This is a genomic window from Streptomyces sp. NRRL F-6492 (assembly GCF_001280125.1).
GTDB lineage: Bacteria > Actinomycetota > Actinomycetes > Streptomycetales > Streptomycetaceae > Streptomyces.
Map to the genome: position 1 here is coordinate 1 of NZ_LGEG01000014.1, position 19456 is coordinate 19456.

18 protein-coding genes and 4 pseudogenes are annotated in these 19456 nt (G+C 72.9%); 9 read left to right on the forward strand and 13 right to left on the reverse strand.

Annotation, left to right across the window (positions count from 1 at the left end; translation table 11 throughout):
• The 4 genes and pseudogenes from ADL08_RS03390 to ADL08_RS37850 form a co-directional block, all read right to left on the reverse strand.
• A pseudogene (locus ADL08_RS03390) lies at positions 1–529 on the reverse strand (hypothetical protein); the annotation flags it as partial.
• Positions 530–536: 7 nt separating this feature from the next.
• Positions 537–1553 (reverse strand): AAA family ATPase, encoded by a 1017-nt coding sequence (locus ADL08_RS03395; RefSeq protein WP_053640524.1) that lies wholly within the window; start codon positions 1551–1553, stop codon positions 537–539.
• A gap of 121 nt (positions 1554–1674) precedes the next feature.
• The gene (locus ADL08_RS03400) at positions 1675–3720 is read right to left on the reverse strand and encodes a trypsin-like peptidase domain-containing protein (protein WP_053640525.1); all 2046 of its coding nucleotides are present in this window, start codon (positions 3718–3720) and stop codon (positions 1675–1677) included.
• Positions 3717–4379, reverse strand: coding sequence for a CU044_2847 family protein (locus ADL08_RS37850; protein WP_234351979.1), 663 nt, complete (start codon positions 4377–4379; stop codon positions 3717–3719). The genes ADL08_RS03400 and ADL08_RS37850 overlap by 4 nt, the downstream gene beginning before the upstream one ends.
• 108 nt (positions 4380–4487) lie before the next feature.
• Between ADL08_RS37850 and ADL08_RS03410 the strand changes: the two genes are divergently transcribed.
• Complete coding sequence (locus ADL08_RS03410; protein ID WP_053640526.1) at positions 4488–4673, forward strand: DUF6104 family protein; 186 nt, start codon at positions 4488–4490, stop codon at positions 4671–4673.
• Positions 4674–4784: 111 nt separating this feature from the next.
• On the opposite strand, the gene ADL08_RS03415 is transcribed toward ADL08_RS03410, so the two are convergent.
• A complete protein-coding gene (locus ADL08_RS03415; protein ID WP_053640527.1) occupies positions 4785–5600 on the reverse strand; it encodes a hypothetical protein in 816 nt (271 codons plus the stop codon).
• A gap of 149 nt (positions 5601–5749) precedes the next feature.
• On the opposite strand from ADL08_RS03415, the gene ADL08_RS03420 reads away from it, so the two are divergent.
• Positions 5750–6625: a DUF4097 family beta strand repeat-containing protein gene (locus ADL08_RS03420; protein WP_053640528.1), complete on the forward strand. Its 876-nt coding sequence runs from the start codon at positions 5750–5752 to the stop codon at positions 6623–6625.
• 1 nt (position 6626) lies between these two features.
• Positions 6627–7565, forward strand: a complete 939-nt coding sequence (locus tag ADL08_RS03425; RefSeq protein WP_053640529.1) for a PadR family transcriptional regulator — start codon at positions 6627–6629, stop codon at positions 7563–7565.
• A 48-nt stretch (positions 7566–7613) separates the two neighbouring features.
• On the opposite strand, the gene ADL08_RS03430 is transcribed toward ADL08_RS03425, so the two are convergent.
• The 3 genes from ADL08_RS03430 to ADL08_RS03440 form a co-directional block, all read right to left on the reverse strand.
• On the reverse strand, positions 7614–9029 hold the full coding sequence (locus ADL08_RS03430; RefSeq protein ID WP_053640530.1) for a cellulase family glycosylhydrolase: 1416 nt from the start codon (positions 9027–9029) through the stop codon (positions 7614–7616).
• A 72-nt stretch (positions 9030–9101) separates the two neighbouring features.
• Positions 9102–10067, reverse strand: a complete 966-nt coding sequence (locus ADL08_RS03435; RefSeq protein ID WP_053640531.1) for a zinc-binding dehydrogenase — start codon at positions 10065–10067, stop codon at positions 9102–9104.
• 325 nt (positions 10068–10392) lie between these two features.
• On the reverse strand, positions 10393–11601 hold the full coding sequence (locus tag ADL08_RS03440) for an NAD(P)-dependent malic enzyme (protein ID WP_053640532.1): 1209 nt from the start codon (positions 11599–11601) through the stop codon (positions 10393–10395).
• 536 nt (positions 11602–12137) lie between these two features.
• Between ADL08_RS03440 and ADL08_RS03445 the strand changes: the two genes are divergently transcribed.
• From ADL08_RS03445 to ADL08_RS03455, 3 genes are read left to right on the forward strand one after another with little or no spacing between them, the layout of a single operon-like run.
• The gene (locus tag ADL08_RS03445) at positions 12138–13106 is read left to right on the forward strand and encodes an ABC transporter substrate-binding protein (protein WP_053640533.1); all 969 of its coding nucleotides are present in this window, start codon (positions 12138–12140) and stop codon (positions 13104–13106) included.
• A gap of 29 nt (positions 13107–13135) precedes the next feature.
• Entirely contained in the window at positions 13136–14083 is a 948-nt protein-coding gene (locus ADL08_RS03450) for an amino acid ABC transporter permease (RefSeq protein WP_053640534.1), read from the forward strand.
• Positions 14080–14847 carry an amino acid ABC transporter ATP-binding protein gene (locus ADL08_RS03455; RefSeq protein WP_053640535.1) on the forward strand — a complete coding sequence of 256 codons (768 nt, stop codon included), beginning with the start codon at positions 14080–14082 and terminating at the stop codon, positions 14845–14847. The genes ADL08_RS03450 and ADL08_RS03455 overlap by 4 nt, the downstream gene beginning before the upstream one ends.
• Before the next feature lie 62 nt (positions 14848–14909).
• On the opposite strand, the gene ADL08_RS03460 is transcribed toward ADL08_RS03455, so the two are convergent.
• Positions 14910–15659: a class I SAM-dependent methyltransferase gene (locus tag ADL08_RS03460; protein ID WP_053640536.1), complete on the reverse strand. Its 750-nt coding sequence runs from the start codon at positions 15657–15659 to the stop codon at positions 14910–14912.
• Between the two features lie 93 nt (positions 15660–15752).
• On the opposite strand from ADL08_RS03460, the gene ADL08_RS03465 reads away from it, so the two are divergent.
• A complete protein-coding gene (locus ADL08_RS03465; protein ID WP_053640537.1) occupies positions 15753–16412 on the forward strand; it encodes a CGNR zinc finger domain-containing protein in 660 nt (219 codons plus the stop codon).
• Positions 16413–16453: 41 nt separating this feature from the next.
• Here the strand turns inward: ADL08_RS03465 and sodX are convergent.
• Positions 16454–16750, reverse strand: a pseudogene (gene sodX, locus ADL08_RS38920) (nickel-type superoxide dismutase maturation protease); the annotation flags it as partial.
• A gap of 174 nt (positions 16751–16924) precedes the next feature.
• Between sodX and sodN the strand changes: the two are divergent.
• Positions 16925–17320: a superoxide dismutase, Ni gene (gene sodN, locus ADL08_RS03470; RefSeq protein WP_053640538.1), complete on the forward strand. Its 396-nt coding sequence runs from the start codon at positions 16925–16927 to the stop codon at positions 17318–17320.
• Positions 17321–17378: 58 nt separating this feature from the next.
• On the opposite strand, the gene ADL08_RS03475 is transcribed toward sodN, so the two are convergent.
• The 3 genes and pseudogenes from ADL08_RS03475 to ADL08_RS35050 all read right to left on the reverse strand — a co-directional run.
• Complete coding sequence (locus ADL08_RS03475; protein WP_053640539.1) at positions 17379–17924, reverse strand: HAD domain-containing protein; 546 nt, start codon at positions 17922–17924, stop codon at positions 17379–17381.
• 34 nt (positions 17925–17958) lie between these two features.
• Positions 17959–18651 (reverse strand): class I SAM-dependent methyltransferase, encoded by a 693-nt coding sequence (locus tag ADL08_RS03480; protein ID WP_053640540.1) that lies wholly within the window; start codon positions 18649–18651, stop codon positions 17959–17961.
• Position 18652: 1 nt separating this feature from the next.
• Positions 18653–18930 (reverse strand): annotated as a pseudogene (locus tag ADL08_RS35050) (aminoglycoside phosphotransferase family protein); the annotation flags it as partial.
• Between the two features lie 38 nt (positions 18931–18968).
• On the opposite strand from ADL08_RS35050, the pseudogene ADL08_RS37855 reads away from it, so the two are divergent.
• Positions 18969–19185: pseudogene (locus ADL08_RS37855) on the forward strand (tetratricopeptide repeat protein); the annotation flags it as partial.
• Positions 19186–19456 lie beyond the last annotated feature (271 nt).

The following is a 19456-nucleotide window of genomic DNA, read 5'->3' on the forward strand; positions in this document are numbered from 1 at the left end:
GGGCGGGGGCGTAGTCGCGCAGGGGGCGGAGGGCCTTCTGGAGGCCGAGGAGGCCGGGCAGGGCGTTGGCGCCGGGGGCGCGGACGGGCAGTCCCGCGCCCCGCTCCGCGCGTCCCGCGCCGCCGCGCGCGCCGGGGGCTCCGGCGCGCATGTGGAGGGAGACGGACTCCCGGGCGGCTCCGTCCTCTGCGCGGACGTCCCCGGTCCCGTCTCGTACGTCCCCGGCCCCGCCCCGTACGTCCCCGGCCCCGTCCCGTACGTCCCCCGCCCCGTCCCGTACGGAACCGCCCTCCGCGCGCAAGGAACCGCCCGCCTCCCGGTCCCCGTCCCGGCCGTCGGGGCCGTCCCCGGGCGTCCCGGGGAGCGGGCCGGTCTCCGGTGGGCCGGGCTCCGGGGCCTCCGGTCCGGGCCCGGGGAGCCACCGGGCCAGCCAGAGGGCGTCCGCGAGGTCCTCCGCGGTCGGGTCCTGGCCGCCAGCCCTCAGTCTGCGGGCGAGTTCCTCCAGGTGCGGCCGGTCCGGCCGGTGCATCCGCTCCTCACCTCGGCTGGTCGAGCGGTTGCATGAGCATGTCCGCGATGCGCTCCCTGGTGACCCGCTCGGCGCGGGAGGCGTGCTGGGTGAGGTAGAGGGCGTTGAGGAGCTGGTCGGTGGCGATCACCTCGCCGGGCTCGCGGTCCAGGAAGCGCCGGACGAGGTCCCGCTCGCCCTCGCCGGTGGCGGCGCCGGCCCCGAGGTGGGCCTCGATCATGGCGCCGAGCTGCTCCTCGCCGGGCGGTTCGAGCTCCAGGCGGATGCAGCGGCGCAGCAGGGCGGCGGGGAAGTCCCGTTCGCCGTTGGAGGTGAGGACGATGAAGGGGAAGGTGGTGCAGCGGACCCGGCCGCCGGGGATCCGCACCTTGCGCCCGTCGTCGCTGAGGACCTCGACGACGGGCTCCCGGTCGGCGATCCGCTCCAGCTCGGGGATGGCGAACTCGCCCTCCTCCAGGGCGTTCAGGAGGTCGTTGGGCAGGTCGAGGTCGCTCTTGTCGAGCTCGTCGATGAGCAGCACGCGGGGCTGCTCGGAGGGGAGCAGCGCGGTGCCGAGCGGGCCGAGCCGGATGTACGAGCCGATGCCGGCCGGGGTCGCGGCGGCGGAGCCGGTCGAGTCGGGCCGGGCGCGCTCCAGTTGGACGTCCTGGAGGCGCCCGATGGCGTCGTACCGGTAGAGGCCGTCCTGGAGGGTGGTGCGGCTGACGATCGGCCAGCGCAGCACCCGGCCGAGGCCCAGTTCATGGGCGACGGCGTGGGCGAGGGTGGACTTGCCGGTGCCGGGGTTGCCGGTGACGAGGAGCGGACGCCGCAGGTACAGGGCGGCGTTGACGGCGTCGGTCTCGGCGGGCCGGGGGTGGTGGTTCTGGACGAGCCGGCGGCGGACGCCGAGCCTCCGGTCGGAGCCGGCCAGGGTGTCGTCCGCGCCGCCGGCCGAGAAGTCGCGCCAGGGCGGCGGGGCGGGCAGCCGCCGTATCTCGTCGTGCGGGAGACCGGCACCACGGTAGATCCGCCAATCGTTCACGAGGGGCTCCTCCTGGCTGTGGTGTCGGTGCCGGGCCCGTCGAAAGTACCGCCCGGGCGCGGGGCCTGCCGATGCCCGTTCCGGCCGGATCGCGGGGCCGTCGTCCCCGTGGTCGCTCCGGTCACTGCTCCCCCTCCCCGAGCAGGGGCGGGGCCTCCAGGCGCCCGCCGTGCGGGGGCCGGTCGGGCGGGTCGAGGAGTACGGCGATGGTCTCGGCCCACGCGTAGGCGGCCCGCGCCTCGGGGCCGGCCGCCCGGTCCGGGGCGCGGGTGCGCAGGGAGCGGACCGGGCCGCGCACGCCCCAGGCGGTGGCGGCGTCCGCGAGCAGCCGGCCGGCCCGCTCGTGGAACTCCGCGCAGTCGGTGTGGTCGTGGGCGCCGGTCCGCCACAGGGCCAGGGGGTGGCCTGCGGCGAGGGCGGCGTTCATCGCCATCAGCCCGTCGCCGCTGCCGACCGGGCCGCAGTGGACGGGGACGGTGCCGCCCTCGGCGTCGCGCAGCCGGTCGTACGCCTCCGCCCAGGTCTCCCGGCGCACGCGCGCGGTGTGGGCGTCGGGGCCCGCGCCCGGCACCTCGGCGCGCAGCGGGGCCGCGCGCAGCGGTCCGCGCTCCCCCGCCTCCCAGCGCTCGCGCCATTCGGGGGCCGGTTCGCGGTCGTGGCGGCGGGCGTCGCGGATGACGACGATCCGGCGCTGGCCGAGGCTGGCGGCCCAGGCGTCCTCGGGGCCCTGGGGCGGTTCGAGCCGCCAGGTGTCGAGGGGCTCGTCGAAGAGTTCGCGCGGCAGCACGGCCTCCACGGCGGCCAGGTGCGGTCCGCTGTCGCCGCGCCGGAGGGCGTCCGCGAGCGGTTCGCGCAGGGTCTCCCGGAGCCTGGCCCGCTCGACCCCCCGGTCGTCGCAGTGGAGCGGGCTGACCGTGTGTCCGTCGAGGAGGAGCTTGACCCGCCAGGGGTAACGCCGGTCGTAGCGGGGGGTGTCGATCTCCAGGAGGACGTCGGCACGCGCGCGGGGTTCGCGTACGGAGAGGGGCGCGGCCCGGCCGGGACCGACGAGCCGGTCGATCGCGCGCCTGAGGTGGCGGTCGGCGTCGCCCGACTCGTCGACGATCCAGCGGGTGAGGGCGGTGGTGTCGGCCCGCTCGCCGTAGCGCCCGGAGAGGTGCCGGACGACGTGGGCCGCGTACAGCAGGACGGCGTCGAGGTCGAGGTCGCGGACGCCGTCCCGGCGGGGCGCGCGCAGGCCGCGCAGGAGCCCGGCGCCCTCGCTCCAGGTGCGCGGGTCGTCCTCCAGGGCGTCCGGCAGGTCGTCGTCCCTGATCCAGGCCTTGACCTGGTCGACGAGGTCCATGACCTCGCCGGGCGCGGTGGGCGCGGGGAGTTCGGCGAAGTGCCCGTACAGCTGGGTGCGCAGGCCGGGGCTGACGCCGTGGGAGGCGGGCAGCAGCCGCTGGACGCGGGTCCAGTCGGGCCGGTCGTCGAGGGAGCGGTAGCGGGCGAGGTGGTGGCGGTCGTGGGCGCGCAGCGCCTCGCCCATCGCGCCGCCGCCGGGGAGGTCGTGGAGCCGGCGCAGGGCGGTGACGGGGACGACGGCTCCGCCGTCGCGTCCGCGTCCCTTGTTGAGGCCGACGACGGCCCCTTGGGCGAGGTCGACGACGGGGCCGCCGGAGCAGCCCTCGACGGGCATGACCCAGTCGGTGATCAGGGCCTGTCCGTCGCTGCCGATCAGATTGCCCCGGACGTGCCGGACGCCGAGTTCGCCGGTCTCGCGGGACCAGCCGTGCAGGCCGACGGCGGTCGGCGGGACGGGCGGGCGCTCGCCGAGGCGCACGCAGGAGGCCTGCCGCGTGCCGGGCACGCGCAGGAGCGCGACGTCGGGGAAGGCCCAGCGGTCGGGCGGGTCCTCGGGCCGTTCGGGGCGGGGCAGGGCGAGCACGACGGTGCCGATGGCCTCGCGGGTGGTCTCGCCGTCCTCCCAGGTGACGCCGACGGCCGGCTCGCTCCTCCACACCGCGCTTCCCCCCTCGGCCACGACATGGGCGCAGGTCAGCACCCAGCCGGGGGCGATGAAGAAGCCGGTGCCCCAGTACCGGTCGCCGTGCGGGTCATACCCGCTGCCGGGAGCGGCGATGCGTACCAGTGCGGGGCGCACGAGAGCGTCGAAGGCGCTCATGCGGCCCCGTCGGCCGCCGGGCGCGCGTGGGGGCCGCGCCCGGGGGGCGGCGCGGCGTCCTCCGGGAGCGGGGCGCGCGCCGGCGGGACGGTCGGCGCGGGGGGAGCGGGCGGTGCGGGCGGAACCGGGGGCACGGTCGGCGTCCGGTACGCGGGCGCGGGGGCTGCGCTCGCGGCGGAGGCCGGGTCCGGGGTGGCGGCGGCGGTGCCCGACGCGGGGGTGACGTCCGGAGCCGAGGCCGAGGCCGCGTCCGGGGCCGCGCCCGGAGCCGAGGCCGCGTCCGGGGCGGTGGCGGCGTCCGGGGCGGTGGCCGCGTCCGGAGCCGGCCGGGGGCCCGGTTCGGTCCAGGTGAGGGAGACGTTCACGGAGGCCGTGCCCGACCCGTCCGCGAGGACCCCGATCACCTTGCCGGACTGCGCCGTCAGTTCGATGCCGAAGCTGACGGCGACCTCGACGGGCCCCCGGGGGTCGAGCCCGGCGCGCAGCGAGCCGACCACCCCGCGCACGACGTCCGTGAGTCCCCCGGCCATGGAGACCACCCGGTCCCTGACGCCGGTGTCCTGGAACCCGCCGCCCCCGCCGAGTTCCTCCGCGTCCCCGACCCGCGCCCACACGGGCGTGCCGTCGTCCAGCCGAATCCGAGCGATCCCCTGCGCCACAGCGGCCCCCGCTCCCCGAAGCGTCGTTGGATCCAGAAGGCTAATCGGTGGGACTGACGGGCGACAGGGGACGGGAGGAGACGGCGGGGCACGGCCTATCCTGATCGCATGTACTTCACCGACCGTGGCATCGAGGAACTGGAGAAGCGGCGAGGCGAGGAGGAGGTCACCTTCGAGTGGCTCGCCGAGCAGCTGCGGACGTTCGTCGACCTCAACCCCGACTTCGAGGTGCCGGTCGAGCGCCTCGCGACCTGGCTGGCCCGTCTGGACGACGAGGACGACGACGACGAGTAGGACGCGGCCGCGCCCCGGGGCGTACGGCCGCCGCCCCCGGGCGTACGGTCACCGCGCCGGGCCGTACGTCCACCACCCCCGGCCGTACGGTCTCCGCCCCCGGGCACACGGCTACCGTTCCCGCAGCCGGTCGTAGGCCAGTCCGAGCGCGCCGTGCGCGACGAGCAGGGCCCCGGCCGTCGCCCAGCCGCCGCTGCGCCGGCCGGCGCCCCAGAGCAGCAGCGGCACCCCCGCCACCAGCTGCGCCGCGCCCAGCACGCGCGCCCTGGGCCCGCGCAGGTACGGGCCGAGGGGCCCTTCCTCCACCACGTCGAGCTCGGCACGCACCGCGTCCCTCCAGGCGGCCCCTTCGATCTGTTCGGCACCCTGCGCGAGGGCGACGGAGCGGAGCCGGTCGGCGTTGTCGCCGGGGACGAGGCCGGTGGGCAGTGCGAGGCCGGCGCGGGCGAGGACCGCGACGACCCCGACGAGCCGGCTGTGGGCGTCGGCCTCCGGGTCGGGCTCGGTGAGCGGTTCGAGGGCCTGCACGTCGAGGACGGGGTCGAGGGCGAGCCGGGCGGCGAAGGTGCGCATGGCCTCGTCCTCGCCGACCGGGGTGCCGTCCGCGAGCCAGGTGTAGCCGACCGTGCGGCGGAAGCCGGCGGCGAGGGTGAGTCCGGCCCGGTCGCGGTCCCACCACAGCGCGACGACGGGCCAGGTGGCGGCCGGGACGGCGAGGGCGGCGGCCCAGCCGGTGACGACCTGTTCGACGGGTTCCCCGCCGTGGAGCCAGGGCTTCCCCTCCGGTACGAGCACGCTCCAGCCGGCGCCGGCGGGGGCGAGGAGCAGGTGTTCCCCGAGCAGCCGGGCCGGCGGCCGGACCGCCTGGGGCTCGGCGCGGCAGAGCAGCAGCGCCCCGACGGGGTTCGGTCCGGATGTCGCGTTCATGCCCCTACGCTAGGGCAATTTGTCCGGGTAAGGGGGTGATTGACCCCACCACCTCAGGGACGAGTCAGGGTTGACTTCACCGGACCGCGATATATCGTGTTCATCGAGAGACGCGATATGTTGCGTTGCCGATACGGGAGGTCAGCACCATGACAGAGTGGTCCGTCACCGAGCCGACGAAGCTCGCGCCGGCCGACCCCGTGACGCGCCTGCGGATCCGCGTCGTCAACGGCACGGTGAACGTGGTGGGGACGGACGAGAGTTCCGCCCGCGTGGAGATCTCCGAGATCGACGGCCCGCCGCTGGTCGTCTCGCAGGACGGCTCCACCCTGACCGTGGGCTACGAGGACCTCCAGTGGAAGAGCGTCCTCAAGTGGTTCGACCGCAAGGAGTACCGGCGCCGGGCCGTCGTCTCCGTCGCCGTCCCGGCGGGGGCCGACGTCGAGGTGGGCGTGGTCGGCGCCGAGGCCGTCGTCTCCGGCGTCAGGGGGCGTACGGAAGTGCGCGGCGTCAGCGGCGACACCACCCTCCTCGGGCTCTCCGGCCCGGTCCGCGCCGAGAGCGTCTCGGGAAACCTGGAGGCCCAGTCGGTCACGGGCGCCCTGCGGGCCCACTCCGTGACCGGGCACGTGACGGTGATCGAGGGCGCCGGCGGCTCCGTGCGGGCCGAGACGGTCAGCGGCGACATGGTCGTCGACCTCGACCCGGCCGGGCTCGACGGCCCGCCCGCCGACATCCGGCTCACCAGCGTCTCCGGCGAGGTCGCCATCCGGCTCCCGCACCCGGCCGACGCCCGGGTCGAGGCGAGCACCACGAGCGGCTCCGTGTCGAACGCCTTCGAGGACCTGCGGGTGGGGGGCCAGTGGGGCGCCAAGACCGTCACCGGCACCCTCGGTTCGGGCCGGGGCACGCTCAAGGCCACCACCGTCTCCGGCTCCATCGCCCTGCTCCGCCGCCCCGAGGCGGACGAGGACACCGGCGCCGCCCCCTCCTCCGCCCCCTCCGCGACCGGAAAGGTGCTCTGACATGCCGCCCGTCTTCGCCCATGGCCGCCTGCGCCTCTATCTGCTCAAACTGCTCGACGAGGCCCCGCGCCACGGCTACGAGGTGATCAGACTCCTGGAGGAGCGCTTCCAGGGCCTCTACGCGCCCTCGGCCGGCACGGTCTACCCCCGCCTCGCCAAGCTGGAGGCCGAGGGGCTCGTCACCCACGCCAGCGAGGGGGGCCGGAAGGTGTACTCGATCACCGACGCGGGCCGCGCCGAACTGGACGGGCGCGGCGCCGAACTGGACGACCTGGAGCGGGAGATCCGCGAGTCGGTGTCGGAGCTGGCGGCGGAGATCCGCGACGACGTGCGCGGCGCGGCCGGCCGGGTCCGCAGCGAGATGCGCGCGGCGGCGGGCCGGACCCGGACGGCGGAGCCGGCCTCGTTCGCCGACGCCAAGGAGGAGCTGCGCCGGGTCGGGCAGGAGTGGAAGCAGCAGGCCCGCGAGGCCCGCGCGGAGGCCCGGTCGGCCCGCCGCCAGGCGAAGGAGTTCCAGCGGATCGCCCAGCAGGTGCAGGAGGAGGTCCAGGACCGCTTCTCGCGGGGCGACTGGCCCAAGGGCGTCTGGGAGGGGATCTCCGGCATCACGGCCCAGCTCGGTGACCTGGTGACGGGCACGACCCACCCGAAGGCCGCCGGCGCCGCCGACCGGGAGCCGCCGTTCACGGCGGCCCCGGCCGACGAGACGCCTGCCGACGGGACACCGGCGGCCGAGGCTCCGGAGTGGGCGCGGGACGTGGCGGGTTCGGGCGACCCGGCCCGCGACCTCGATCGGCTCCTCGACCGCTTCCGCGACGAGATCCGGGACGCGGCCCGCGACCACGGGGTGACCGCGGAACAACTGGCCGAGACCCGCCGGCACCTCTCGACGGCGGCCCACCGCGTCACGAACCTGCTGCACCCCGAACGGAAGGCGTGAGGGGGCGGGGGGCGAGCGACCAGTGGAGGCCGGGGTCTCGCCCCGGTGTCAGCGGCGGGTGACCGTGACCGTCACGCGGGCGTCCGGGGCCGCGAGGATCAAGGCCCTGCCCCGGTCCTCGCGGAGGACGAGGGCCGTCCCCCGGGCCGTCACCCGCCAGTCGCCGGGCGGCAGGGAGAGCTCGGTGACCCGGGAGCCCCGGCGCCCGGCGGCGTCGTACGAGAGGCGGTAGACCCCGGTCCCCGGGTCGTACGCGGTGGAGCGGACCCGGCCCGCGACCGCCTCCGCGTACGGCTCGGCGGTCAGCTCCTTGTTGGTGCGGAAGGCCCCGGTGCCGTCGACCGCGCAGTAGCCGCCGCCGTAGCACCAGACGTAGCCCGCCCAGCCGGAGCCGTAGCGGCCCAGGGAGGACATCGCGTCGCGGTAGAAGCGGTTCATCTGCGGCAGGGAGTTGTTGAGCGGTCCCCACTCCCCCACCACCACGGGCACCCCGTACTGCTCGGGGTAGCGGGTGACGGCCCGCTCGTAGTTCTCGATCCAGCCGGCGGCGGGGTCGTAGTCGGCGCCCGCCTCCATGGCGGTGTTGTAGAAGTGCGGGGCGTAGACGACCTTCGGGTCGTGGATCCGCCCGAGCCCGGTGGGCACGCCCTCGCCCACGATCGGGGTCGGCTCGACGAAGATCCAGGCGTCCCGGTCGACCGAGCGGACGGCGTCGGCGAGCCGGTTGTAGAGCGGGGTGAGCTGGTCCCGTTCGATGCGCCGGGCCGCCGTCGCCAGGTCCTCGCCCTCCCGGACCTCCCCCATCGGCTCGTTGATCAGGTCGTAGCCGAGGACGGCCGGGTGGTCGTCGAAGCGGTCGGCGAGCACCCGCCACATGCGGGCCTGGGCGCGCCTCAGGTCCTCGTCCTCGTACAGATGGGTGAAGGCCCGCTGGACGGCGGGCTCGAAGTACTCGGAGAACCAGTCGTCCGGGCGCGGGGTGAAGGGCAGCCCATCAGTCCTGGTCGCCCACGCGGGGATGCCCCGGTGGCCGAACGCGGGCCCGAAGACGTCCTGGTGGGCGTCGAGGAGGACCTTGACGTCGTGCTTCTCCGCCCAATCCAGGATCCGTTCGATCTTCCGCAGATAGGTCTGGCTGTACCGGCCGGGCCGGGGTTCCAGGTCGTCCCAGAAGACCAGGAGGCGGGCGAAGTCGAAGCCCTTGGCCCGCATGTCGCGGAAGTGCTTCTCGGTGACGGCGGAGAGGGCGGCGTCGCCCCGGTTCGCCTTGTCCTCGACGTTCCAGCCCCGCAGGGTGAGGGCGCGGCCGTGCTCGTCGGTGAGGGCGGGGATGCCGCCGCCGCTCCCGCCGCCGCCCGCGCGTCCGGCTCCGCCTCCGGCCTCCGCGCGGGCGGCCGTCGGGGTGAGCAGCGCGGCGACGACGGCGCTCACGAGAAGAGTGGTTCGCCAGGTGGTTCGCGGCATGGAAGACCTCCGGCACGACGGTGTGTTCGGGGTGCGCGTGCCGGAGATCCCATCAGTACTACTGACGAGTCATCAAGAGGTCGTCAGGACGACCTTTCCGAAGAGGTCGCCCGCGGCCATCTTCTCGAAGCCCTCCCGCGCCCGGTCCAGCGGCAGGACGTCGTCGATGACCGGCCGGAGGCCGGTGGCCGCGCAGAAGGACAGCAGGTCCTCCAGCTCGTCCTTGGAGCCCATCGTGGAGCCGACGACCTTCAGCTCCAGGAAGAAGATCCGGGTCAGCTCGGCGTGCGAGGGGCGGTCGCCGCTGGTGGCGCCGGAGATGACGAGCGTGCCGCCCGGCCGCAGCGACTTGACCGAGTGGGACCAGGTCGCGGCGCCGACGGTTTCGATGACGGCGTCCACCCGCTGCGGGAGCCGCGCCCCCGCCTCGTACGCCTCGACGGCGCCGAGCTCGACGGCCCGCTTGCGCTTCTCCTCGTCGCGGCTGGTGGCGAAGACCCGCAGGCCGGCCGCCTTGCCGAGGGCGATCGCGGCGGTGGCCACGCCGCCGCCCGCGCCCTGCACGAGGACCGAGTCCCCGGGGCGTACGCCGGCGTTGGTGAAGAGCATGCGGTACGCGGTCAGCCAGGCGGTGGGCAGGCAGGCGGCCTCCTCGAAGGAGAGCTCCTTCGGCTTGGGCAGCACGTTCCAGCGGGGGACGGTCACCCGCTCGGCGAAGGTGCCCTGGTAGCGCTCGGTGAGGATGGACCGGGGCTCGTCCGGGCCGACGCCGTGACCCGTCTGGCCGATCACGGAGTGCAGGACGACCTCGTTGCCGTCCTCGTCGATCCCGGCGGCGTCGCAGCCGAGGATCATCGGCAGCTTCTCCTCGGGCAGGCCCACTCCGCGCAGCGACCACAGGTCGTGGTGGTTGAGCGAGGCGGCCTTGACGGTGACGGTGGTCCATCCGGCCCGCGCCTCGGGTTCGGGGCGTTCGCCCAACTCAAGGCCGTTCAGCGGCTGGTCACGGTCGATTCGGGCGGCGTAGGCAGCGAACATGGCCCCGACCCTAGGGCGCGCGGGCGGGCGGGGGAACCACACCCCGGTGTGACCCGTGTCGCCCGGCGATCCCTGGACACGGGGCCCGTCCCCGTACAGGCTCCTGGGCATGGGGGGTCCGGCCCCGTACGAGCCCCGAGGCCCCTGGGCGGCGCCCGGGGCCCGCGGAAGCCCGCCGGTAAGCCCGGAAGCCGCGCACGAGCCCGTACGAGCCCCCTTACGGACCCCCCGTACGGGTCCGTACGAGCCCCCCGTAAGGGTCCGGACGCCGAAGGGCCCCGTCCCGGTGTGCGGAACGGGGCCCTTCGGGCGTGCCGGAGCGGCGTCAGCGGCGGGCGACGCCCTCGGCGCGGGCGGCGGCGGCGACCGCGGCCGTGACGGCCGGGGCGACCCGCTCGTCGAACGGCGACGGGATCACGTAGTCGGCGGCGAGCTGGTCGCCGACCACGTCCGCGAGCGCGTTCGCCGCGGCGATCTTCATGCCCTCGGTGATCCGGGAGGCCCGGACCTGGAGCGCGCCGGCGAAGATGCCGGGGAACGCGAGGACGTTGTTGATCTGGTTCGGGTAGTCCGAACGGCCGGTCGCCACGACGGCCGCGTACTTATGCGCGACGTCGGGGTGGACCTCGGGGTTCGGGTTGGCCATGGCGAACACGAAGGAGTTCGGGGCCATGGCGGCGACGGCGGCCTCGGGGACCGTACCGCCGGAGACGCCGATGAAGACGTCGGCGCCGGCGAGGGCGTCCTCCAGGGAGCCGGTCAGACCCGCCTTGTTGGTGATCTCGGCGAGCTCGCGCTTGACGTCCGTGAGGTCGCCGCGGTCGCGGCTGACGATGCCCTTGCGGTCGGCGACGGCGACGTCGCCGAGGCCGGCCTCCAGGAGGAACTTGGCGATGGCGACACCGGCCGCGCCGGCGCCGGAGATGACGGCGCGCAGGTTGCCCAGGTTCCGGTCGGTCAGCTTCGCCGCGTTGCGCAGGGCCGCGAGGGTGACGATCGCGGTGCCGTGCTGGTCGTCGTGGAAGACCGGGATGTCGAGGCGCTCCTGGAGCTTGCGCTCGATCTCGAAGCACCGGGGGGCCGAGATGTCCTCCAGGTTCACGCCGCCGAAGGAGGGGGCGAGCCGGACGACGGTCTCGACGATCTCGTCGGTGTCGGTGGTGGCGAGGGCGATCGGGACCGCGTCCACGCCGCCGAACTGCTTGAAGAGGATGGCCTTCCCCTCCATGACCGGGAGGGAGGCCTCCGGGCCGATGTCGCCGAGGCCGAGCACCGCCGTGCCGTCGGTCACGACCGCGACGACCTGGGACTTCCAGGTGTAGTCGTTGACCAGTTCGGGCTGCTCGGCGATCGCGGTGCACACCTTGGCGACGCCGGGCGTGTACGCGAGGGACAGGTCGTCCTTGTCCCGGAGGGGAACGGTGGCCTGCACTGCCATCTTGCCGCCCCGGTGGAGGGCGAAGACAGGATCGAAGGGCTCCTCGGGAGCTTCCGTACCGCTGTCGTTGCGAGGGTTGACGATCTCCGCTGCCATTGGGTTGACCCCTTGAGTCTGTTTCATTTGAGGGTGGCCGCTCCTGGTTGAGGAGGGGTGGGAGGCACCGCGGCCGCCTTGTCGGGCAGCCGCTCGGGCGCGCCGCACAACGCGCCCTGAGCCCCGGATGAGGGGTGTAAGGATCCTTCTTACCGGACGGACGGCACCGCAGACGAGTCCATAACCGTTCGGTGACACGACTCATACCGAGAGCATCCGGGCACGGACGGGTAATGACACGTCACATGATGTCCGCATAGGTGCCCAGGGCACCCGATTGGCGGCCTTCCCGTCGTCCGGATGGCGAGATCAACGGGAGATTTTTCGGTGTCGGGGAAGGGATTCCGCAGAAGGTGCGGCCCTGATGTACCGGCCTGTCGGGATTCGGGGATCACCCGTTACCCGATTTTGACATCCGTGGCCGTCGGTTTGACGCAGTCCGAATGGCAAGATGCCGTAATCACACAAGGCCGCGACACTCGAAGATGCGTACGTGGCCACCTGGCATCTCCCTGATACGCCGGAGGAACCCGACCATGACCGCACGCTCCACGCGCTGTACGACCGCCGCCAAGACCCGCACCTCCCGTCTTGCCGCGGTCGCCGCCATCGCGGTCGCCGGCTCCATGCTGCTGACCGCCTGTGGCGACCAGACCGAGGGCGGCTCGGCGGAGGGCACCTCGTCCCCCCAGAAGCCGGCCTCCACCGCGCCGCTCTTCTCGAAGCTCCCGGCCGAGATCCAGAAGTCCGGCGTCATCAAGGTCGGCACGGACGCCTCGTACGCCCCGATGGAGTTCACCGAGGGCGGCAAGATCGTCGGCGTCGACCCCGACATCGCGCAGGCCCTGAGCAAGCAGCTGGGCGTCGAGCTCAAGTTCGTCTCCGGCACCTTCGACGGCCTGATCACCTCGATCTACAGCGGTCGCCAGGACCTGATCATGTCCTCGATGACGGACAACAAGAAGCGCCAGGAGGGCCTGGACGACAACGGGAAGAAGATCGGCAAGGGCATCGACTTCGTCGACTACTTCAGCTCCGGCGTCTCCCTCCTGGTCAAGAAGGGCAACCCGCAGGGCATCAACTCCCTCGACGACCTCTGCGGCAAGACCGTGGCCGTCCAGCGCGGCACGATCTACGAGGACACCTTCAAGGCGCAGGCCACCAAGTGCGGCGACAAGAAGCTGACCATCCAGGCCTTCGACACCGACGCCGAGGCCCAGACCCGCGTCAAGGCCGGCGGCGCGGCCGCCGACCTGAACGACTACCCGGTGGCCGCGTACATCGCGAAGACCTCGGGCGGCGGCAACGACTTCGAGGTCGTCGGCAGCCAGAGCGACGTCGGCCTCTTCGGCATCGGCGTCTCCAAGGACAAGCCCCAGCTGCGCGACGCCGTCAAGGAAGCGCTCGACGCCATCATCAAGGACGGCACCTACGCCGAGGCCCTGAAGAAGTGGGACGTCGAGGACAGCGCGGTCAAGTCGGCCACCGTCAACGCCGGCAAGTGACCTCGTCGCACCACTGAAGGGCAGTCGTCATGACTGACAAGATCCACAAGGACCCGGCCGCCGCTCCGGCCGGGTCCGGCCCCTCGGGCTCCCCGTACGAGGCGATCAAGGCCGTCCCCGTGCGGCACTACGGCCGCTGGGTCAGCGCCGTGGTGGTCGTGGTCCTCCTCGGCTGGCTGGCCTACGCCTTCTCCCAGGGCAACATCATCTGGGACACGGTGTGGGACAAGGTGTTCGACCCGTCGATCATCAGCGGCCTGTGGAACACCATCGTCATCAGCGTCGCCTCGATGGCGCTCGGCCTCGTCCTCGGCGTCCTCTTCGCCGTGATGCGGCTCTCCAAGAACCCGGTCACCGGCGCGGTGGCCTGGCTCTACATCTGGTTCTTCCGCGGCACGCCGGTCTACGTGCAGCTGCTCGTCTGGTTCAACCTGTCGCTGATCTTCCAGTACATCGACCTCGGGCCGATCTACAAGAACGAGACCGTGGACGTCATGACGCCGTTCATGGTGGCCCTGCTCGGCCTCGGCCTGAACGAGGGCGCCTACATGGCGGAGATCGTCCGGGCCGGCATCCAGTCGGTCGACGAGGGCCAGACCGAGGCGGCGCACGCGCTCGGCATGTCCCAGACGAAGACCATGGGCCGGATCGTCCTTCCGCAGGCCATGCGGGTGATCGTGCCGCCGACGGGCAACGAGTTCATCAACATGCTGAAGACCTCGTCACTGGTCTCGGCGGTGCAGTACACCGAACTCCTGAGGGCCTCGTCGAACATCGGCAGCACGGCCGGCGCCGTGATGGAGATGCTCTTCGTCGCCTCCATCTGGTACCTGGCGCTGACCAGCGTGTTCAGCGTCGGCCAGTACTACCTGGAGCGTCGCTTCTCCCGCGGTTCGACCCGCAACCTGCCGCCCACCCCCTGGCAGCGGATCAAGGCGAACCTGACCACCTTCAAGCGATCGGCGGTGTCCGGATGACCGGCGAGCCCATGGTGAGGGCCGAGGGCGTCCACAAGTCCTACGGCGCCGCCCACATCCTCCGGGGCATCGACCTGGAGGTCCGCAACGGCGAGGTCTTCTGCCTGGTCGGCCCGTCAGGCTCCGGCAAGTCGACCTTCCTGCGCTGCATCAACCACCTGGAGCGCATCGACGCCGGCCGGCTCTCGGTCGACGGGCACCTGGTGGGCTACCGCCAGAAGGGCGACAAGCTCTACGAGCTGAAGGACAGCGAGGTCGCGCTCCAGCGCCGCGACATCGGCATGGTCTTCCAGCGCTTCAACCTCTTCCCGCACATGACGGCCCTGGCCAACGTCATGGAGGCGCCCATCCAGGTGAAGGGCGAGTCGAAGGCGGTGGCGCGCGAGCGCGCCGAGCGCCTGCTCGACCGGGTCGGCCTGCGGGACAAGATGGGGAACTACCCCTCGCAGCTCTCCGGCGGCCAGCAGCAGCGCGTGGCCATCGCCCGCGCGCTGGCGATGGAGCCGAAGCTGATGCTCTTCGACGAGCCGACCTCGGCGCTCGACCCGGAGCTGGTGGGCGACGTCCTCGACGTCATGCGGGACCTGGCCGAGTCGGGCATGACGATGATCGTCGTCACGCACGAGATGGGCTTCGCCCGCGAGGTCGGCGACTCGCTGGTCTTCATGGACGGCGGCGTGGTGGTCGAGTCGGGCAACCCGCGCGACGTCCTGGGCAACCCGCAGCACGACCGGACGAAGGCGTTCCTGTCCAAGGTGCTGTAGGGCGCGTACGGGAAGGGGCGGTACGGGATCTCCCGTACCGCCCCTTCCCGTGTGCCCGGCGGCTACTTCACGGCGAGGAGCAGGGTGTCGGAGGGCGAGGCCCAGACGGTCCGGGCCTCGCCGAAGCCGGCGGCGCGGAGGGCGTCGGCGTGCCAGCGCGGGGAGGGCACGTCGCCGTCGGCGTGCTCGCCGTAGATCTCGAAGCGGCGGGCGGTGGGTCCGGCGAGGACGGGGTCCTTCGCGGCGAGGGCCCACCAGTCGGCCCAGTCGAGGACCCCGGCGGCCTTCTCGCGGTCCATCCGGGCGTGCCGTCGCGCCCGCTCGGCGGCGTTGATGCGGGGCGTGGATTCGTCGACCATGTGGTCGGCGTTCATGAGGACGCCGCCGTCCCGGACGAGCCCGGCGAGCTGCCCGTAGAGGGCGGCGAGGGGCTCGCTGTGGAGCCAGTGCAGGGCGGTGGCGGTCAGGACGGCGTCGTACGCGTCGTACGGCAGGCCATCGGCCCACGCGGGGTCCTTGAGGTCGGCGGTCACGAAGGCGACGCGCTCGTCCCCGGCGAAGTACCCCTCGGCGATGGCGAGCAGCGCGGGATCCAGATCGACACCGGTACTGGTCGCCTCCGGGAACCTCTTGAGGAGCCGATCCGTGATACTTCCCGTACCGCACGCGAGGTCGAGGACGCGGGGCTTCGGTCCCACCACCGCCTCGACCATGTCGAGCATCACGCGGAACCGCTCCTCGCGGTCCGGCATGTACCACTCCTGCTGACGGTCCCAGCTCTGCTGCCAGGCCGCCCAGTCGGTTCCGGTCATCGCCGCGCCCTCCCCGCTTCGTAATACCCTCGAAGGGAAAACAGCCGTTACCCCTTCGACCGAGACACTAGCCCGCCGAAGTAAGGACTACAAGTGGAACTGGCCCATTACTCGGATTTCGCCGTGCGTCTGGTCAACACCGAGGAGCCGGGCCGCGGCAAGGACTCCCTCGCCTCCGTCGAGGTGGTGCGGGACCTCTTCGGCGAGGCCTCCCAGATGGCCCGGCGGGTCACCGAGGCGGACCTGCCCCGCTTCCGCGCGATCCGGACCCGATTGCGGGCGGTCTTCACCGCGGCCGACGAGGGCGACCACACGGGCGCCGTGGACCTCCTCAACTCCCTGCTCCTGGAGTTCCCGGTCAGCCCCCAGATCTCGGGCCACGACTCCCTCGACGAGGAGGGCCGCCCGCGCTGGCACATGCACCTCGCCGACCACTCCTCGAACGCGACGACGGGGTACGCGGCCATCTGCGCGATGGGGCTCGCCTTCCACCTCACCGAGTTCGGCGCGGACCGGCTCGGCCTGTGCCAGGCGCCGCCCTGCCGCAACGCCTACCTGGACACCTCCACCAACCGCTCCCGCCGCTACTGCTCGGACCGCTGCGCGACCCGCGCCAACGTGGCCGCCTACCGGGCCCGCAAGCGCCTGGAGGCCGAGCGCACGGACCGGACCGGCCTCGACCACGCCGGCCTCGACCGCACCGGCCTGACCGCCGAGACCAGCCAGGAGAGCACCACCCCGGCCGACCGCTGACGCCCCGGCGTCACCGGCCGGTACCGCGCCCGCACCCGCCCGAGCACGAGTTCGGGCGGTACGGCCCCGAAGACCCGGCTGTCCCCCTCGGCGTCCGGGTTGTCGCCGAGCACCCACCAGCCGCCGTCGCGTCGCTCGATCAGACGCTTCACGACGAGCAGGTCCTGCTGGAGCGGATGGCGCAGCACGGCCACGCACCCGGGCCGCAGCCGCCCGCCGTAGTGCACGAGCAGCCGGTCCCCGTGCAGCAGCGTGGGCACCATCGACACGCCCGTGACCTCGGCGATCCCGAACGGAGCCCCGGCCTCCCCCACCCGTTCCCGCCCCGACCCGCTCATCCGGCACCTCCCGATCCGCCCGCGCACGGACCCTCCGGTCCGCTCGTCCACTCGTACACGAGTCCCATGGTGACCCTGGACTTTTGACCTAAGCCCCAGGGGGCGCCCGCGAAAACGCCCTTCTCACCGAGTAATGTCCCACCTGAGAAGACGATCACGAGGAAGGACGGCTCAATGCTCTCCCGCCTGTTTGCCCCCAAGGTGAAGGTCAGCGCCCACTGCGACCTCCCGTGCGGCGTGTACGACCCGGCCCAGGCCCGCATCGAGGCCGAGTCCGTCAAGGCTGTCCAGGAGAAGTACCAGGCCAACGAGGACCCGCACTTCCGGGCCCGCGCCACGGTCATCAAGGAGCAGCGCGCGGAGCTCGCCAAGCACCACGTCTCGGTGCTCTGGAGCGACTACTTCAAGCCCCCGCACTTCGAGAAGTACCCCGAGCTCAACCAGCTGGTCAACGACACCCTGAAGGCCCTCTCGGCCGCCAAGGCGTCGACGGACCCGAAGACGGGCGAGAAGGCGCTGGAGCTCATCGCCGAGATCGACCGCATTTTCTGGGAGACGAAGAAGGCCTGACCTTCTCGTCCCGGCTCCGAAGGGGTACGGCCGCTCGCCGGTCGTACCCCTTCGGGCGTTAAACGGCATGGGCTGTGGACAGCTGCGAGATCCATGCCGTGAGCTCGGCCAGATGCTCGGGTCGCAGCCCGAGACGCGGGGCGGGCTGAATGAGGAGGGTCGGCGCTCCCCTGATGGTGCGCTCTGTGGCCCAAGCGTGGTCGAGATCGGTGAAGTCGTCGTCGATCCAGACGGCGGGGGCGTCTGCCAGCCAGGCGTCGACGTGGTCGCGCTTCCACAGGTAGCCGTTGGGGTGGCTGGTGGTGATCCGGGGACGCGGCAAGTCGACGTGCGGCAGAGGCAGGAGGCCGAGGAGCGGCCCGATGAGGGTGGTGGCGTCCTGCCGCCAGCTGGTGCACCAGACCGGGGTGACGAGGCCTGTGCCGATCACGTCCATGAGCATGGGCCCGTGGTCGGGGTTGAGCCAGACGGTGACCGGGTTGTCGGCACCGCGGCCGGTGGGGACGACGTCATGGCGTGTGTGGGTGGCCGGGGTCGAGCCGTCCGCGTCGGGGAAGGGCACGAGGACGCCGTCGATGTCGAGGAGCAGGTAGGGCGGGCGCATCGGTACCTCCGGGGAAGCCGGGACGAGTGGTTGGTCAGAGCTTGCGGGCGCGGATCAGCAGGGTGGTGGGCCAGTGGCCCATGCGGGGGTCGTGGAACTCCTGGGCCGAGGTGAGCCAGAAGCCCGCCTGGCTGAGGCGCTTCTCCCACCGGTCCGTGGAGAACTCCCAGCGGGCGATGGGGAGCCGGGTGCGGTCGGGAAGGGTGACGTAGTCGCGTCGAGGACGGTCGTCACCCGCGGGGCTTCGACCGCCGCGCTGCGGGTGGGGGACAGAGAAGGCGAGCACTCGCCCGGGCATGAGGCGCTGGGCGATGGCCGGGAGCAGGAGTTCGGGCGCGACGAGGCCGATGGCGCCGAAGACGGAGTAGATCGCGTCGAACTGCTCGTCGGAGGCGTGCAGGTAGTGCAGTGCGTGTCCGGCGACGAAGGTGAGATTGTTCAGCCGTCCGTAGTGGGAGCGGGCACGGCGGACCTGAAGGCCGACCAGGTCGACGCCGGTGACACGCGCGCCGTGTCGGGTGGCGAGGTGGGCGGCGTTGTGGCCGGGGCCGCAGCCGAGTTCCAGGAGTCGCGTGCCGCGCAGGTCGGGGCCGAGGACGTCAGCCCCGAGCCCCTGGCCGGGTCTCGTGGTCCATTCCATCCGGGCGGGTACGGACAGGGGTTCGGCGAGTCCGGCGGCGGTGCGTTGGAGCGCGTGGGCGTGCCAGGGGGATGCCTGGGCGAGCACGTCAGATCTCCAGGAGGTGGAGGACGTCGGTGAGGTGGCGGCGGACGGCCTTGAGGTAGGCGGGGTCGGTTGTCGGGTCGTTGATCCAGCGGATGGCCTGCTCCATGAACCACTCGACGGCCCACATGCGGTGCCAGCCCAGGGCCCAGGTCTCGGCGGTGAGCCCGGCGCGCGGGGCGAGGGCGTCGGGGGTACCACCGGCGGTGACGTACTGCTCCAGGAAGCGCGCTTGCGCGCGCAGGGCTCGATGGTGCCGTGTCGGTTGGCGAGGTCGAGCAGGGCACCGCTGGCGTCGGCCTGCTCGACCTCGCCAGCGCGCGGGTTTCACCCTCGCCGGCGTCGCCGTGCTGCTCGCTCACGGCGTGAAGCCACTGCCCGCATGTTCCACACCCGCACCGGCACGTCTCTGGTCGGGGCAGAGGACGTGGATGTCGTACGCCAAAGCGCCGGGGACTTCCGTGCGACTGACGAGCGCATCGGCGGAGGTGCGGCTTGCCTATGGGCATCGCAGACCTCGCCGACGCTCCCGCACCACGCTGCTCGCACTGCCACAGGACTGCGGACAATGCGGGATCGCTGTTCTCGTCGCGCTGGGTTGAATGTCAGTCCGGAGCGATGAGGCCCAAACCGCGCATCTGCTTCGCTGCGATGGGTGTCGGGTGCGAGCAAGCGGGCGAGCAGTGGACACGCGAGCTGCTACCGGGCCTCAGTGAGCCTTTTCAGCGTTGCCTCTCCAGGGTGAGGATCGCGGCGGTGATCGCGCTGAGGCGGGTTGGGCTGCAGCGGGCGTGGCGGAGGATTCGCC

What these genes read in the sequence shown, in the direction of transcription:
- ADL08_RS03435 (WP_053640531.1), bottom strand. Translation starts at nt 10,067, where the DNA reads ATGTTCGCTGCCTACGCCGCCCGAATCGACCGTGACCAGCCGCTGAAC.
- ADL08_RS03475 (WP_053640539.1), bottom strand. Translation starts at nt 17,924, where the DNA reads ATGCGCCCGCCCTACCTGCTCCTCGACATCGACGGCGTCCTCGTGCCC.
- sodN (WP_053640538.1), top strand. Translation starts at nt 16,925, where the DNA reads ATGCTCTCCCGCCTGTTTGCCCCCAAGGTGAAGGTCAGCGCCCACTGC.
- ADL08_RS03415 (WP_053640527.1), bottom strand. Translation starts at nt 5,600, where the DNA reads ATGAACGCGACATCCGGACCGAACCCCGTCGGGGCGCTGCTGCTCTGC.
- ADL08_RS03425 (WP_053640529.1), top strand. Translation starts at nt 6,627, where the DNA reads ATGCCGCCCGTCTTCGCCCATGGCCGCCTGCGCCTCTATCTGCTCAAA.
- ADL08_RS03410 (WP_053640526.1), top strand. Translation starts at nt 4,488, where the DNA reads ATGTACTTCACCGACCGTGGCATCGAGGAACTGGAGAAGCGGCGAGGC.
- ADL08_RS03420 (WP_053640528.1), top strand. Translation starts at nt 5,750, where the DNA reads ATGACAGAGTGGTCCGTCACCGAGCCGACGAAGCTCGCGCCGGCCGAC.
- ADL08_RS03430 (WP_053640530.1), bottom strand. Translation starts at nt 9,029, where the DNA reads ATGCCGCGAACCACCTGGCGAACCACTCTTCTCGTGAGCGCCGTCGTC.
- ADL08_RS03445 (WP_053640533.1), top strand. Translation starts at nt 12,138, where the DNA reads ATGACCGCACGCTCCACGCGCTGTACGACCGCCGCCAAGACCCGCACC.
- ADL08_RS03440 (WP_053640532.1), bottom strand. Translation starts at nt 11,601, where the DNA reads ATGGCAGCGGAGATCGTCAACCCTCGCAACGACAGCGGTACGGAAGCT.
- ADL08_RS03400 (WP_053640525.1), bottom strand. Translation starts at nt 3,720, where the DNA reads ATGAGCGCCTTCGACGCTCTCGTGCGCCCCGCACTGGTACGCATCGCC.
- ADL08_RS03460 (WP_053640536.1), bottom strand. Translation starts at nt 15,659, where the DNA reads ATGACCGGAACCGACTGGGCGGCCTGGCAGCAGAGCTGGGACCGTCAG.
- ADL08_RS03455 (WP_053640535.1), top strand. Translation starts at nt 14,080, where the DNA reads ATGACCGGCGAGCCCATGGTGAGGGCCGAGGGCGTCCACAAGTCCTAC.
- ADL08_RS03450 (WP_053640534.1), top strand. Translation starts at nt 13,136, where the DNA reads ATGACTGACAAGATCCACAAGGACCCGGCCGCCGCTCCGGCCGGGTCC.